The sequence below is a fragment of the Shewanella sp. 5S214 genome (genome assembly GCF_041439795.1).
Lineage (GTDB): Bacteria > Pseudomonadota > Gammaproteobacteria > Enterobacterales > Shewanellaceae > Shewanella > Shewanella vesiculosa.
In genome coordinates this window covers 19,059-32,899 of record NZ_JBGOOV010000019.1, presented here as the reverse complement: position 1 = coordinate 32,899, position 13,841 = coordinate 19,059, and the positions used below count along the sequence as shown (strand labels likewise).

Here is a 13,841-nt window from a genome sequence, read left to right as displayed (position 1 = left end):
ATCCTTCTCTGACTAAAATCCAGCTTGATGTTATAGCTAAGTGCATAAAGAATAGATGCTTTATGTCATCTATTCAACAAACACAGCGAGCAGTATAATGGTCTGGCTAGGGTATTACTGGTCGATAATGTACCTGCGAGCTTGTGTTTACAGAACCGCTATTGAATATAAGAGATGAATTAAGCCAGTCCAAACCGAACGGTTTGCATCACTGATAGCAAACGAGTAATTGATTTAGTACACAAAGCGCATTGACGTATCAGCGTAATAAAACTGGCGTATGAAATACGCTTATTATCAAAATGAATTGCGCATGTGAAGTTATCTATTGCCTTTTTGAGCTAACGATTCATAGGCGATTTTTACACTTTCATGTCCGTATACTCGCTCTAACTTTCGTACAATAAAATGCCCTCTGGCCATGTCTTGAAAATGATCAATAAACAAAGTATTGATGACTGCGCCACCAGCTGCGCCGATAGCGGGTACAGCTTGAGCTGCAGCTTTTTGCGTCACTTGAACGCCAAACTTTTCAGCGATTTTAGTAATTAACTTAACTAAAATAGGCGCGGCCTCATCGGTAAGCCCTTTTTTAAGCATAAATTCAGTGGCTTCAGACACAGATTTAGCTAGCGTAGCGCGTATGGCAAAGTATCCTGATTCACTACTATCATCCAAATCACTTGCGCCTCCTAATGCAAAGACCTCTAAACAAGCCATCTTGGTTTCCAGCGTAGTAATCAACTCGCCTTCACTTCGAGCAATATCAGCGATAGAGCGCAACATTATTGCTGTCGAAATAGGAAGCTCAACGGCAATTGCAGCTAAGCCAAAAAAACCACCCATACCACCACTCACCGCAACGCCTAATTTATGCCAAACATTAGACGACTGTTCTCCGGGAATATCTTTCATTGTAAATATCGCCGCATCAGACGCTTTAAGTAGCGATTTTTCTGTGACTTTGGCAATATTTTTATTCCAGTTTTCAGGTAGTAACGCTAAACCTTTTTCAATAGGAGTACCTATAAAGCTAGTTATTTTTACCGCTAGCCCAGGGTTTTCTAATAGCGATTTAGCAACCAAAAGCTCTTTTCTGTGTGATTCTGAAATATTCACGTAAATTCCTTAGTAGTGAGACAAGGCACCTGAGCAGTTCTATAATAAACCTAAATCACTGAAACTAATTTGACGTAAAATAGCGTCGGTTGCAAATCAACTTAAAGCTCTTATTCAACAATAAGCCTACAGTTTCCTATTACCAAATCCAACATCATCGCTTGCGACAATCATTATCTGTCAGGTTTTCCAGATAATTGCTGCCGCAAAATTTATTCATTAGTGCAATAAAATCGAGCGATATAAAATATGCAGATAGGCTTAATCTCAAGCTGAACTGGGATTGTTGATTTGGAGTTTCGGGTGGTTAATCACTATGTAACTTAGGATGACTCTTCGACTGGGGGTAAATAATCACGACCGTCTTTAGCTAAATTACTCACACCAACTGTGAGGTCATTTAGTGCACTACCATAGTTATCACGACAGTGAATACAAGGACTCATTGTATTCACAAAGCGGCCTTTTTTAGTATATTTTCTCAAATAGGCATGAGAAATAGTTACATTACTTCGATGTAGCACAATCGCATCACCCAATTTTTGCCTCAAATCACTTACAGCTGCATCTTCAGCGCACATGCTGTCATTGGCACGGCCCCAACCGATGACTTCCTTGTCGGGATTGCGATGTAAATATTTAGCCGCAACCCAAGGCCCACCATGGTAACCGGTTAGCCTACCATCAGGATAGTTAGAGGGTCTATTGGCCAACTCATAGGCCATAAGTTCAAGTTTATCGATTGGTGCCCTATCGCAAAGGGTGTCATGAAAAGCCGGACGAGTATTGGTGACAAAATAATTATGATTGTGGCTTATTTTTAAATCTTGGCAATGATGTGAATCTTCAACTTTATTGATCTTGTCTATCTCAGCGACAGCATCACTGCAGGCAACTATTTTATCACCGATGCTCAGTTCTTCAGCCTTTACCCATACCTCAGTTAGAAGGTAAAAATGATGATCTTCTACAACCAGCATCGAGGTTTTTAGGTCACCAATAGAATAGTTAATCTCTAGCATAACGGCAGTAATATTTCCAAATAGTGGTTAAATCGGCATAAATGAGTATTCTTACCGACTTAGAGAATACTCACTGAACCATTTGTCATTGGTTATTATGGTTTAAGGTACTTTTGACAGATAGATGATGCATCCAAACTTGAATTAAACAAAAAGTCTTTACCCATAATCGAAGTCATTTGTGATTCGACTACCAGCGGGTTACTAATTTTAAATAATTTGCGTTTGTTAAGCTGACTTCGCATTAAGTACTCGCAATGCCATTGATAGAAAAGTTTATCAAACTTGCCATTTTCAATCATTCTCAGTAAACCAACCTTGATTCTATTCGCTAACCTAGGCTTTGTAGGTGATACATAATAATAAGTCGCCAGAGGGATATTAAGCACAATATGTTCATCTACAATTAATTCAGGATAACGCTTTTGAAATAACTCAACCTCTTGATAAGCCTCATTCACTCCACGCCCAAATGTGATAAAACGTCCTTTTGAAAGCATATTGAATAAACTATCGTACTGCGCGCTCTCCACCACATCGAATCCTGCTTGTTTCATAGCAACCCTGGTAGACCACTGACTACCTGAACCGGTTCGCAGCCTCATCAATTGCTCTAGTGAATCAATATTGGCCAACAAGTTTTTATTTTCATTTTTAATAATAAAAACTCTAAACCCTTGAATGCCTTTGCGGATGGGGATAGGGATAGGAATGAGCTTTGTATTCCACTCTTCATTTGATGCTTCGGCCATAACATTAATCGTTTGGCCATCCTGTAATGATTTAAATATCCGATTTCGACTCATCACCAGATTCGTCACTTCAATAGAAGCATCCCCAAAATCGGCATTGGTCTCTTGAATAATTAAATCTAACAGCTCATAAGTATATTGATAGCGTCGATCACTTTCTGAGACAGAGTGATTTATAACGAACTTGTCCGCTGAACAAGCATAAGGGAAATAAACTAGGTTACATAGACTTAGAAAAAGTAAATACACACACAAACGCAGTAAATTAAAATCCATATTAACTCTCTCGTTTTTAAAGCCAGTCCTATTTATTTCATCCAAATACTACGGTTAGACAATAGTGAATGTTAGCTTAATTACTCAACAATAGCAGGTGTAACGAAAACTTTTTAATTTTATGACGTTATGGGCGTTAAAGTTTGCAGCGTCTTCCAGGCGGCATGGTATTTAGCCATCCGCTCAAGATCTTTTGCATCAATAACCTTTAAACGTAAAATATTGATATTATCCTCAATATCAGCGATTTTAACTTTGACCGCCAATGGATTAGCGGTAACGCGATTGATAAATTGATGGTAACTTTCATCACAGCTCTTAGATAACAATTGCACTGCGTTTACTACATCTAATGGGATACCTTCTTCCAGGAGATACTCAGCAGTATAATCAGAATCTTCTATAACATCGTGAAGCAAGGCAACAGCCATTTCGTATTCAGTATCCATTTTGGCCATGACCCTAAGTGGATGAAGAATATATGCTTTCCCTGCCTTATCTTGTTTCCCCGAATAAGCTTGTAAAGCGATTGCTAATGATTTCTCGATGATGTTCATAATTTCTCTTTAGGGTTAATCATTTATCCTTAGAAGCACCAGATAATATCTGTTTAACTTTGGTAGCAAATCAACAGTAAATAACGTTGTTTATTTGATAATATTAACGTTGCACAACCAGCCACTAATGCCGTACGACCGTCACTTTAAATAATAGTCCAAGCCATTACTTAGTGGTTATATTTCGATGGTTCAAATCGATAATGCCTAGCCATGTCATAATCAAAAATCAATTTTAGGCGCAAAACCAATATAATGAACAATCATAGGATTACCGGTTGTAGCGTCAACCTGAGCGATAACCATATCAATATGGGGTAAATTCTCTGGCAATATCCAAGTAACAACATCACTAACAGCATAAGCTGAGTCATGAGTCCTAATGGTTAACGATTTACCATGCCTTTTAAAGAACGTCTGCAAATGAGCAGCACGTCGCTGGTGTATATTTCTATCTGTAGAATTCAGACCCCAAAGTCTTTGAGAAGGATAAAGAGAAAAGTGTACGCCTATCTTGGTGCACTAGTTGTTGCAAATCAGTACCAATTCCTTGGTAGACTCGAATAATCATATTTGTGCATACACAGATATTTTAGCTACATCACCATTGAGATAATGGTATTGAGATATAAGAACCGTCATACAAAATCTGCTGGGGTGTTCTATTAAGCAAACTCGAGACAATATCGTGATGAAAGTCTACTGCATGAATTACTGGACTAAAAAATAACACGCAAAACAGTACTGACTGTCCCACTAACCATCCTTAGAATATAACATTCACCTGCTAAACCCTGAAAACCTATGCTACTAAGCCAGACCAAACATATTTACACTCACGTATACAGCAAGCTTTGTACCCGCTAACGGATCACTTCGATTTTAACGTCAAGAAGACCTGTAGATACATTGCCTATACTGCTAAAAGCCGACTTAGAAAGATCAATGATGCGTCCTTTAACAAACGGACCACGATCATTGATTTTGACGGTAACACTTTTACCATTATTAATATTGGTGACTTTTACATTTGAACCGAATGGTAAATCTTTATGGGCTGCTGTTTTTTGATTGTGGCGATAGAGATCCCCGCTAGCCGTTTTCTTATTTTGGTATCTATCTGCATAATGTGAGGCTTGGCCAGACTCAGTAAAACCGATCCAATTGCCACCAACATCAGCTGGCATCGAAGAACAGCCTGCCAACATAATGGAAAACATTAAAAACTGAAATTTTCGTGAAATAGCGACCATGGTTTGTCTTTTTAGTGTGTCCACATAACGAGCCGGCTAAATTACTCGTTTTCTTGTAATTTAATAATGTCAGAAACACTAACTGACTTTGAATAATGATTCAAATGAAACCGTTATTTTGATTACCGTATGTTGATCTCTCAACGTTGTTTTGGCAAAGAATCGTTGGCCCATAACAATAACAATAGTGATAAAACTGAGACTTTTGGGTGGCGTTATGCCGTTAAAAAGCCGATAACGCAGTTAAAATGGTCAATAAAAAACACCTTGTCAGTGACCTAACAAGGTGTTTTATATCTGCAATCAACTAGTGTACTAACACCAGAGTGCCAGGGTTACTCTTTGTATTTTAAAGTACCATCGGCTTTGATTTCGTCATACCACACATTATGATGTTGTGAAGCCCAGTTTTCGTCACAATAGCCCGATAACATGCACTCCATCCCGCCCTCACTGAGTACGGTTCCCATCCAAATATGCACTATAGTAAATGCGATTAAGATCGTCGCACTAAGACCATGTATCAACAAAGCGAGCATCGACAGTTCACGCGGCAAATCCAGTGTCGGAAACACTAACATAATACCGCTTAAACTGATGCTTAGACCAAAAATAGCTAAGGTCCAAAACCACATTTTTTCACCCGCATTGGCAAAACCACTGTCTGGGTGTTTGCCTTTAAACGGACCAAAGTTAATGTAGCCGCCAACCACTAAAAACCATTTCAAATCATACATCTTGAAAAATTGTAGTGGCATCCATTTGATGATACATGCTAGCCAAGACACCATAAAAATGGGGCTAGACCAATCATGGGCAAATTTACTGAAGGCTATAACCCCTGCCCATATACCGTCTCCGACATATGGGGCTAAGAGATGTCGCCCAAGCATAATAATCACACCTGTTAGCATCATGGTTAGGCAAGATACTGCCATAATCCAATGTAACCAACGATCGGCTGTGCTCCAACGAAGTACCATTTTTCCTGAAAAGCCCTTACTTAATCTTGATGGACCATTGACTAAGTAAAACACTAAAAAGGCCCCAAAAACCCCCACTATGGCTAAGCCAAGTGCTGGTTTTAGGTAAGTATTTCGCAATATTTTGCCTTCATTACCCGATACATTAATCAGAACATCAGCATCAAGGCCTTTGTCTGTACTGTATCCGGGTTCGCCAGCTTTTACTGCGCGCCAGAGATCTGCATCACTGGTTTTAGACTTTGCTTGTTGCTGACTTGATTGTTCATCGGCGGCATAAACCGTCGATGTAACCAACCCCAATCCCATACACAGAACCAACAGAGCAAACATCCTGCGCAGTGATTTGTTTAACGTTAAAGTTAACATTGTCACTCCTTATATGACTGCGAAAATTATCGCAGCCATTGCTCTGGGTTAAACCATTTCACCTGTTTTAGGATTGTAGCCCCAAATCACATTTGGATTACCGCGTGCAGCCATACGTTGACGATAAATATCAGACACTATGCCTGCATCACCGGCCAACAGAGCTTTGGTTGAACAAAGCTCAGCACACATTGGTAATTTGCCTTCAGCAATACGGTTTGAGCCATATTTGAGACGCTCGGCTTCTGAATGATCTTCTTCTGGGCCACCAGCACAGAAAGTACACTTATCCATTTTACCGCGACTACCAAATGCAGTCTTTTTAGGGAACTGCGGCGCGCCAAATGGGCAAGCATAAAAGCAATAGCCACAACCGATACAAGTATCTTTGTTGTGGAGCACAATGCCGTCTTCGGTACGGTAGAAACAGTCGGCCGGACAAACAGCCATACATGGTGCATCGGTACAATGCATACATGCTACTGAGATTGACGCTTCTCCTGGTTCACCATCATTAAGCGTTACCACGCGGCGACGCTGAATACCCCACTCTAAAGCAGAGTCGTTTTCGTTTTTACATGCTGTGACGCAACCGTTACACTCGATGCAGCGTTTGGTGTCACACAGAAATTTCATGACTGCCATAATGGCTTATCTCCTCATCAAGTGTTTAGGCTTTGCTTATCTGACACAAGCTAGACTTGGTCTCTTGCATTTGCGTTACGACATCATAACCATAGGTCATTACGGTATTGGCAGATTCACCAATCACATAAGGCACTGTGCCTTCTGGGTAGTTTTTGACCAAACTCTTGCCTTCAAATACACCAGCAAAATGGTATGGCATAAAACATTCACCCGCAATAACACGCGGTGTCACCATAGCCTTAACAGTAATTTTGGCACCTTCTGGGCTATGAACAAACACGTCATCACCATCACGTAAACCGCGATCAGCAGCATCTGCTGGGTTGATCTCGATGAACATTTCTTGCTGCAGTTCTGCAAGCCATGGGTTTGAACGGGTTTCTTCACCACCACCTTCGTACTCAACCAAACGACCAGTGGTTAATGCCATTGGGAAATCAGTAGCAAAATCCTTGTCTTGAATCGTTTTATAAAGTGTTGGTAGACGCGCTACCATCCGATCTTCATAGGTTGGGTATTTAGCCACTAAGTCACGACGAGGTGTGTATAACGGTTCGCGATGTAATGGAATATCATCAGGGAAGTTCCATACGATACAACGCGCTTTAGCGTTACCATAAGGGATACAACCATGCTTAATTGCCACACGTTGAATACCGCCAGAGATATCAGTTTTCCAGTTTTTACCTTCAGCTTTAACTTTTTCGTCTGCTGTTAGGTCATCCCACCAGCCAAGCTGTTTTAGCATGTCGGCAGTAAACTCTGGGTAACCATCTTGAATTTCAGAACCTTTTGAGAAAGAACCTTCCGCAAGAATATTATTGCCGTTATGTTCAACACCATAACGTGCACGGAAGTTACCACCACCGTCTTTAACTTCACGTCCGGTGCGATACAAAATTTGAGTACCTGGATGTTTCTGCTCTGGTGTACCCCAACATGGCCAAGGTAAACCATAGGTTTCGCCTTTAGCTGGGCCGCCGGGTGCTTCCAGCGAGTTAACGTCAAAGGTGCCCCAATTTTCTTGGTGCATTTTCAAACGTTCAGGGCTTTGGCCTGTATAACCAATAGTCCACATACCTGTATTAAATTCACGGGTAATGTCTTCTATTAATGGCTCATCACCATTGACCTTGATGTGCTTACAGAATTGGTCCTCTACGCCCCATTTTTTAGCCAATTTATACATGATTGTATGATCAGGTAATGACTCAAATAATGGTTCAATAACTTGCGAACGCCACTGTAAAGAACGGTTAGAAGCCGAAACCGAACCATAGGTTTCAAACTGAGTTGCCGCAGGCAATAAATACACTCCATCTTGGCGCTCGTGCATTACTGCAGCCATAGTTGGAAATGGATCGACGACCACAATGGTATCCATTTTGTTTAGCGCTTCACGCACTTCACGACCACGGGTTTCAGTGTTAACTGACTGCCCCCAAAAGAACCCCAGACGAATATTATCTTTTTGAGCAATCTTGGTTTTGTCTTCTAACACACCATCGTGCCAACGCGAACAAGGAATACCCGCTGATGTTTGAGGTGATTGACCTAAGTATTCACCTTGGTCAAAACGCTCGGTGATCCACTTAGGTTCCAGATCCCACACATTGGCCCAATGATCCCATGCACCAGAGGTTAAACCGTAATAACCTGGTAAGTTATCAAATAACAAACCAAAGTCAGTCGCACCCTGTACGTTATCGTGACCACGGAAAATGTTCGTTCCGCCGCCTTCGATACCCATGTTGCCAAGGGCAAGCTGTAAAATACAATATGCGCGAGTGTTAGCATTACCAATATGATGCTGAGTACCACCCATACACCACACGATAGTGCCTGGCTTAGTTTCTGCCATCATTTTCGCAACACGGTACATTTGAGCTTTTGGCACACCAGCAATATGTTCAACTTCTTCTGGAGTGTATTTTTTCACTTCTTCTTGAATACGTTCCATGCCGTATACACGTTGAGAAATGAACGAATCATCTTGCCAGCCATTTTCGAAAATGTGCCATAACAAACCATAAATAAATGGAATGTCGGTACCTGGACGAATATGGACATACTCATCAGACTTAGCTGCTGTTCGGGTAAAGCGTGGATCAACAACGATGATTTTGGCACCGCGTTCTTTACCAATCAAAATGTGTTGCATCGCCACAGGGTGAGCTTCACATGGGTTAGAACCAATAAACATCATGCATTTTGAATTGCGGATGTCGTTAAACGAGTTAGTTTGCGCACCGTAGCCCCAAGTGTTTGCAACACCGGCTACTGTGGTAGAGTGACAAATACGAGCTGAGTGATCGACGTTGTTAGTGCCCCACATCGCTGCTAATTTGCGATACATATAAGATTGTTCATTGGAAAATTTAGCACTACCCATAAAGTAAACGGAATCAGGACCAGACTCTTGACGAATCGACTCCATTTTGTCGCCCACTTCATTAATAGCTTGTTCCCATGATAGACGTTTCCACTTACCGCCTTCTAACTTCATCGGATACTTTAAGCGTTTTTCACCATGACCATGCTCGCGCAATGCAGCGCCTTTGGCACAATGACCTCCTTGGTTAAATGGATGGTCGAACGCAGGCTCTTGCCCAGTCCATACCCCATTTTGAACTTCAGCATAAACACCACAACCTACTGAACAATGAGAACAAATTGTCCGTTTTATCTCGGTTGGAGCATCATGTGGGACATCTTTAGCTTCTGCTTTACGCATCATACCTGCGCCAAGCATTGAAGCCGCTGCAATACCACCCGTCGCCAAACTGGCAGACTTGAGGAATTGACGTCGGTTAAGACCTAGGCCTGGCTTTTCAGCTTTGGTGGCCGTGTCTGTTTTGCGGGTTAATCGCATCACACACTCTCCTTTGTTATTTGCTTAACGATGCATAATAATTACGAATATGCTCTGTTTCGCGATAGTTAGTGCCCGTAGGCTCTTCTGCAGACGGTTTAGTGACTTGGGCAAGTGCAGGTGCACTAACACTAGCCACAGCACCTGCCGCTGTGCCGAGCGCTAATGCTTTTAGCATTTGGCGGCGACCCATGTCGGAAGCTTGCTTTTTCATATTGTCTCCTTGTTGATAAAAAGATGAGGCAAAATAAGCCATCACCCGATTTAGTTAATTTGTACAACGTCTTGTTCAAGCGGATCTAAGTCAGCACTACCTGGACAATTCACCGGAATATTTAAACTCAGTTGTTCAAATTCATTGGCCTCAGCGGTAAAAAACGCTTTAGCTAATTGTGCAACGCTTTGATAAAAATGAGCACTAGGCGTGTTGGCTAAGTTGTCACAAAAACGCATAATCCAACTACCAATATGACGTTGATAAAACGCTAATTGGCGATAACCTGGTGCTTCTAAAATTAAGCAGCCCATGACTTCACATAATGCCGCAACATGATCTTCTGGCTCTTTAACGTTTTCTTCACGTTCAAAGCCAAGTTGCATCAGGTCGCCGCGCAATGCAGCTAAGGGTTTATCCATTAACGAGCCGGTCATAAACCAACTACCGTATGGCATAATTTCGCCACTGCCTACACCCAAGAAAATAGCAAAGTATTCATCTTCTAAGGTGTTGGTATCACTGTTTGCTGCAGCGAGTTTTAACGCATTCCATGCTTGACTCATGGTATTGCCATCCTCGGCCTCTACCTCTAAATCGGCTAAGAACGCTAATAATTCAGCACTAGGTTGGCGGCGTAACAACGCTGCCAGTAACTGATATATATCGGCTCTTAACTGATCATTCTCACTTACTTGTCTTCCTGCTTCGGTCATAAGAGATCTCTTATTGCAATTGCTTTTCTGGATCGTCAAGGATGTCTTCAAACATGTCTTTTACTCGGCAGTCGCCACACATTTTCAAACGCTCAATATTGGCGCTAAACGCACTATGGGCGCCGACCATTTCTACCATTTTGTGTATCATTGATTGAGTTGCAAATTCACTACCACATCGAATACATTCAAATGCAGGTTCTTCTTTTAATACTTGAACGTGTTGTCTTGCGGACTGATTAAAATTAATTTGTGGTATTAAGCTAATCACTTTTTCGGGACAAGCGGCTTCACATAACCCACATTGCACACAATCTTGCTCAACAAACTTCAGTGCCGGAGCATCACCGCCATCCTTCAAAGCTTGGGTTGGGCATGTTGAGACACATGACAAACATAAGGTGCACTTGTCGCTGTTGATACTCACCATACCGTATGGAATATTCGCCATAACGAGCACATCATCAACGGCTGCTGCTTGACTATTGAGGTGGTCAATCGCTTGAAATATGATGCTGCGTTTTACATTAGTATTAGGTTCTGCTGCCGTTAACATCATCGGCATAATCACAGGCCAAGTTAAGCTGACCGCGAGTGCATCATCTAGCTGACTTAGATCTGACGGAGTAATTAAGCGGATCCGTTGAGGCTGGCCCATTTGGTCGAGAATACGATTAGCTAATGCAGACTCACCTTTGAGCATTTGCAGTAATGTCGGTGCTGTTGCTGGTGTTTGTAAGATTAAAATTTCGCGGGCACCATTGGCTAATGCCGCTAACCAATGATCTATGCTCGCTACGGTTATTTCTTCCATTGCGACGGGTAACACATCACCGCTTAATTGCTCCGAAATCAATTCAGCGCCAGCTTCATTATCATGAAACAAGATAACAGGGGCGGTTTGGGCTTCTTCACGATAGCGGCTGATAAGCTTTTCAAGGTAAGTATGCAACGATGCTGGGGTCGGTAAATCATAGCTCAGTGCACCTGTTGGGCATGTATTGGTACAGCTGCCGGCTCCATGACAAAGGTAAGGATCAATTTCAATCTTATGCGCTATACTGCTAATTGCATCCGCAGGACAAAAATTTAAACAACGATTACAACCGTTTAGACCATGTTTGTCATGGGCACAAATATCACTATTAACCCGAACATAACGTGGTTTATCAAACTCTCCTATTAACTCTGGAATATTGGCAATAGCATCAGCGAGTAATGCAGAGTCTTGGCCAACATAAAAGTAACCTGGAGGAAGCATTTCTAGATTAATACAGGGACTGTGGCTTAAATCGAGCACGATATCAAAATGCGCTTGACGAATAGCAACCACGCTTAAATCTGTAATCCCAGTATCACCTTCAACTTTGACCTGAAACTGGCCTAGAAAACCTTTAACACTGGTCAATTTATTGTAGTAACTTTCGACATCAGCCGCCGCATTCATCACGGCTTCAAGATGGACTTCATCTTGGCTAGTGATCGCTTCATTGGCTAAAATTACTCGACTTGCCATAGTAGACAATTTGTCCGCCGCTAAACGTGCCAGATCTTCAGGCCCAATAATGAGCACATGCCCCTGGGTAGTATAACTAACGGTAGGCGGTATTAAATTTTGCAGAATCTGCGTCTTCGCCATCACCTGTTGTCGTGCTTGTTTCAGCTGTGGCTGGTTTTTTCTGATACTCATTGCGTTCCCAATTCTCGGTTTTTATACCTCATTAACAGTGATAGCTCAGTTCACTGTTCACGCTTATTGCTGATCGTATAACTAGTTGTAAATCTTTACATAACGGCTTTCATCTAGGTCACATCATCAGTGACTGCTGTTATTACGCTTTCGCCTCATCACTGGCGACAGCTTGCTTTATCAGGTCATCATTGTGACAAAGCGGTTGTTCTTGTGGCGATATCGCCGCGGTTTGTGGTTCATCCTCTGGCTTATCTGCATCCGTTGAAGCAATAGACTCCTCTTCGGAAATCGCTCTGGTTTGCTCAGAAAGTTCGGTTTTTGCCAAATCGGTTGGGGCTAAATCCGTTGGGGCAAGTTCTGTTGCAGATAAATCAGTCGAAACGGCCTCTGGATCTAATTCAAGTTCTGGCGGTTCTTTTTTAATGACATAACGAAACACTTTACTGGCTAACTCAGCGGATACATCTGCTGACAATAGCGGTTGATTGGTATAATCCAGCGCATATTCGATAAGCCCATCAATGTGACCATATTGCGGCTGTTTCCATAAGGCTCTTAACGCTGCGGCTTTAGTGGTTGGATCAACACTTTTAGCCATAAAACGAGCAAAACTACCGCCGACTTCAATGGTACTGGGATCGGGTAACGGTTCAGACTCTGCCACCTCATCAGCATCTATCACGCTATTATCTTGGTCGACTTCCGCTGTTAGTATGTTGAAGTCATCAGGTTTTTCTCGCGCATGTTGCAATAATTCTTCTTGCTCAGCCTCTTCAGCAACCCGTTGACGTCTAATCTCCCAACGGTTAAGAAGACCTTTTGTGTTATCGCTCATTGGATTTTCCCGGAGTGATTTGCACTTGGACCTTCATTTTTACGACGATTAACATGTTTGCGTCGATGAGCACTGATCTCAACCTCGCCATGACGAGTGATAAATGCTTCTATCCAGCACGCAATTGCACTGGGCATAGGAATATTAAGCACGGGTGTATCAGATTCAAGGCAACCGGCACTGACATGTTGGTCGGCAGAGATCATTGCTGGCACCCAGGTACCGTCAATCAGTTCATCACAAACGATATAGAGCGTTGAATTATCCATATCGAGATTAATACGATAACTACCTCGTTGATCTTTATATAATTCAAGTGGTATTAAGACAGAGTTTTCAGGCTGCGGTTGTGTTGCAGGAACCATTTGGTCAAGTTCCCAGCGAACCGATGCCCAGCGCCCTACTTGGATTGGCACCTTTTTGAGTGAAACATACATCGGCCAAATCGTGTCGGTGTGTTGCATGGTAATGCTTACCTCTGACATGAAAGTGTGTATTAAAATACACTTGATTTGATTATTTATTAAAGTAA

General features: G+C 42.0%; 13 protein-coding genes and 1 pseudogene. All 14 read right to left on the bottom strand.

The features are described from left to right. Positions 1 to 321: 321 nt before the first annotated feature. Positions 322 to 1,119, bottom strand: coding sequence for an EcsC family protein (locus ACED29_RS13420; RefSeq protein ID WP_124017762.1), 798 nt, complete (start codon positions 1,117 to 1,119; stop codon positions 322 to 324). Positions 1,120 to 1,442: 323 nt separating this feature from the next. Then, positions 1,443 to 2,141, bottom strand: a complete 699-nt coding sequence (locus tag ACED29_RS13415) for a polymorphic toxin-type HINT domain-containing protein (protein WP_371697855.1) — start codon at positions 2,139 to 2,141, stop codon at positions 1,443 to 1,445. A gap of 95 nt (positions 2,142 to 2,236) precedes the next feature. Next, positions 2,237 to 3,169: a hypothetical protein gene (locus tag ACED29_RS13410; protein WP_371697854.1), complete on the bottom strand. Its 933-nt coding sequence runs from the start codon at positions 3,167 to 3,169 to the stop codon at positions 2,237 to 2,239. Positions 3,170 to 3,288: 119 nt separating this feature from the next. Then, the gene (locus ACED29_RS13405) at positions 3,289 to 3,726 is read right to left on the bottom strand and encodes a hypothetical protein (RefSeq protein ID WP_371697853.1); all 438 of its coding nucleotides are present in this window, start codon (positions 3,724 to 3,726) and stop codon (positions 3,289 to 3,291) included. A gap of 222 nt (positions 3,727 to 3,948) precedes the next feature. Continuing rightward, a pseudogene (locus ACED29_RS13400) lies at positions 3,949 to 4,297 on the bottom strand (DUF1287 domain-containing protein). Positions 4,298 to 4,589: 292 nt separating this feature from the next. Then, entirely contained in the window at positions 4,590 to 4,979 is a 390-nt protein-coding gene (locus ACED29_RS13395; RefSeq protein ID WP_182757256.1) for a septal ring lytic transglycosylase RlpA family protein, read from the bottom strand. Between the two features lie 335 nt (positions 4,980 to 5,314). Continuing rightward, entirely contained in the window at positions 5,315 to 6,331 is a 1,017-nt protein-coding gene (locus ACED29_RS13390) for a formate dehydrogenase subunit gamma (RefSeq protein WP_124017766.1), read from the bottom strand. A gap of 48 nt (positions 6,332 to 6,379) precedes the next feature. Beyond that, positions 6,380 to 6,976, bottom strand: coding sequence for a formate dehydrogenase FDH3 subunit beta (fdh3B, locus tag ACED29_RS13385; protein ID WP_124017767.1), 597 nt, complete (start codon positions 6,974 to 6,976; stop codon positions 6,380 to 6,382). 25 nt (positions 6,977 to 7,001) lie between these two features. Next, positions 7,002 to 9,851, bottom strand: coding sequence for a formate dehydrogenase subunit alpha (locus ACED29_RS13380; protein ID WP_124017791.1), 2,850 nt, complete (start codon positions 9,849 to 9,851; stop codon positions 7,002 to 7,004). Positions 9,852 to 9,867: 16 nt separating this feature from the next. Further along, on the bottom strand, positions 9,868 to 10,065 hold the full coding sequence (locus ACED29_RS13375) for a formate dehydrogenase (protein WP_124017768.1): 198 nt from the start codon (positions 10,063 to 10,065) through the stop codon (positions 9,868 to 9,870). A 50-nt stretch (positions 10,066 to 10,115) separates the two neighbouring features. Then, entirely contained in the window at positions 10,116 to 10,781 is a 666-nt protein-coding gene (locus ACED29_RS13370; protein WP_182723744.1) for a molecular chaperone, read from the bottom strand. Positions 10,782 to 10,791: 10 nt separating this feature from the next. Continuing rightward, positions 10,792 to 12,471 carry a 4Fe-4S binding protein gene (locus ACED29_RS13365; protein ID WP_371697852.1) on the bottom strand — a complete coding sequence of 560 codons (1,680 nt, stop codon included), beginning with the start codon at positions 12,469 to 12,471 and terminating at the stop codon, positions 10,792 to 10,794. 142 nt (positions 12,472 to 12,613) lie between these two features. Beyond that, on the bottom strand, positions 12,614 to 13,309 hold the full coding sequence (locus tag ACED29_RS13360) for a DUF3306 domain-containing protein (protein ID WP_371697851.1): 696 nt from the start codon (positions 13,307 to 13,309) through the stop codon (positions 12,614 to 12,616). After that, complete coding sequence (locus ACED29_RS13355; protein ID WP_124017772.1) at positions 13,306 to 13,773, bottom strand: DUF3305 domain-containing protein; 468 nt, start codon at positions 13,771 to 13,773, stop codon at positions 13,306 to 13,308. The genes ACED29_RS13360 and ACED29_RS13355 overlap by 4 nt, the downstream gene beginning before the upstream one ends. Positions 13,774 to 13,841: the final 68 nt, after the last annotated feature.

What these genes read in the sequence shown, in the direction of transcription:
- ACED29_RS13415 (WP_371697855.1), bottom strand. Translation starts at nt 2,141, where the DNA reads ATGCTAGAGATTAACTATTCTATTGGTGACCTAAAAACCTCGATGCTG.
- ACED29_RS13410 (WP_371697854.1), bottom strand. Translation starts at nt 3,169, where the DNA reads ATGGATTTTAATTTACTGCGTTTGTGTGTGTATTTACTTTTTCTAAGT.
- ACED29_RS13405 (WP_371697853.1), bottom strand. Translation starts at nt 3,726, where the DNA reads ATGAACATCATCGAGAAATCATTAGCAATCGCTTTACAAGCTTATTCG.
- ACED29_RS13395 (WP_182757256.1), bottom strand. Translation starts at nt 4,979, where the DNA reads ATGGTCGCTATTTCACGAAAATTTCAGTTTTTAATGTTTTCCATTATG.
- ACED29_RS13390 (WP_124017766.1), bottom strand. Translation starts at nt 6,331, where the DNA reads ATGTTAACTTTAACGTTAAACAAATCACTGCGCAGGATGTTTGCTCTG.
- fdh3B (WP_124017767.1), bottom strand. Translation starts at nt 6,976, where the DNA reads ATGGCAGTCATGAAATTTCTGTGTGACACCAAACGCTGCATCGAGTGT.
- ACED29_RS13380 (WP_124017791.1), bottom strand. Translation starts at nt 9,851, where the DNA reads ATGCGATTAACCCGCAAAACAGACACGGCCACCAAAGCTGAAAAGCCA.
- ACED29_RS13375 (WP_124017768.1), bottom strand. Translation starts at nt 10,065, where the DNA reads ATGAAAAAGCAAGCTTCCGACATGGGTCGCCGCCAAATGCTAAAAGCA.
- ACED29_RS13370 (WP_182723744.1), bottom strand. Translation starts at nt 10,781, where the DNA reads ATGACCGAAGCAGGAAGACAAGTAAGTGAGAATGATCAGTTAAGAGCC.
- ACED29_RS13365 (WP_371697852.1), bottom strand. Translation starts at nt 12,471, where the DNA reads ATGAGTATCAGAAAAAACCAGCCACAGCTGAAACAAGCACGACAACAG.
- ACED29_RS13360 (WP_371697851.1), bottom strand. Translation starts at nt 13,309, where the DNA reads ATGAGCGATAACACAAAAGGTCTTCTTAACCGTTGGGAGATTAGACGT.
- ACED29_RS13355 (WP_124017772.1), bottom strand. Translation starts at nt 13,773, where the DNA reads ATGCAACACACCGACACGATTTGGCCGATGTATGTTTCACTCAAAAAG.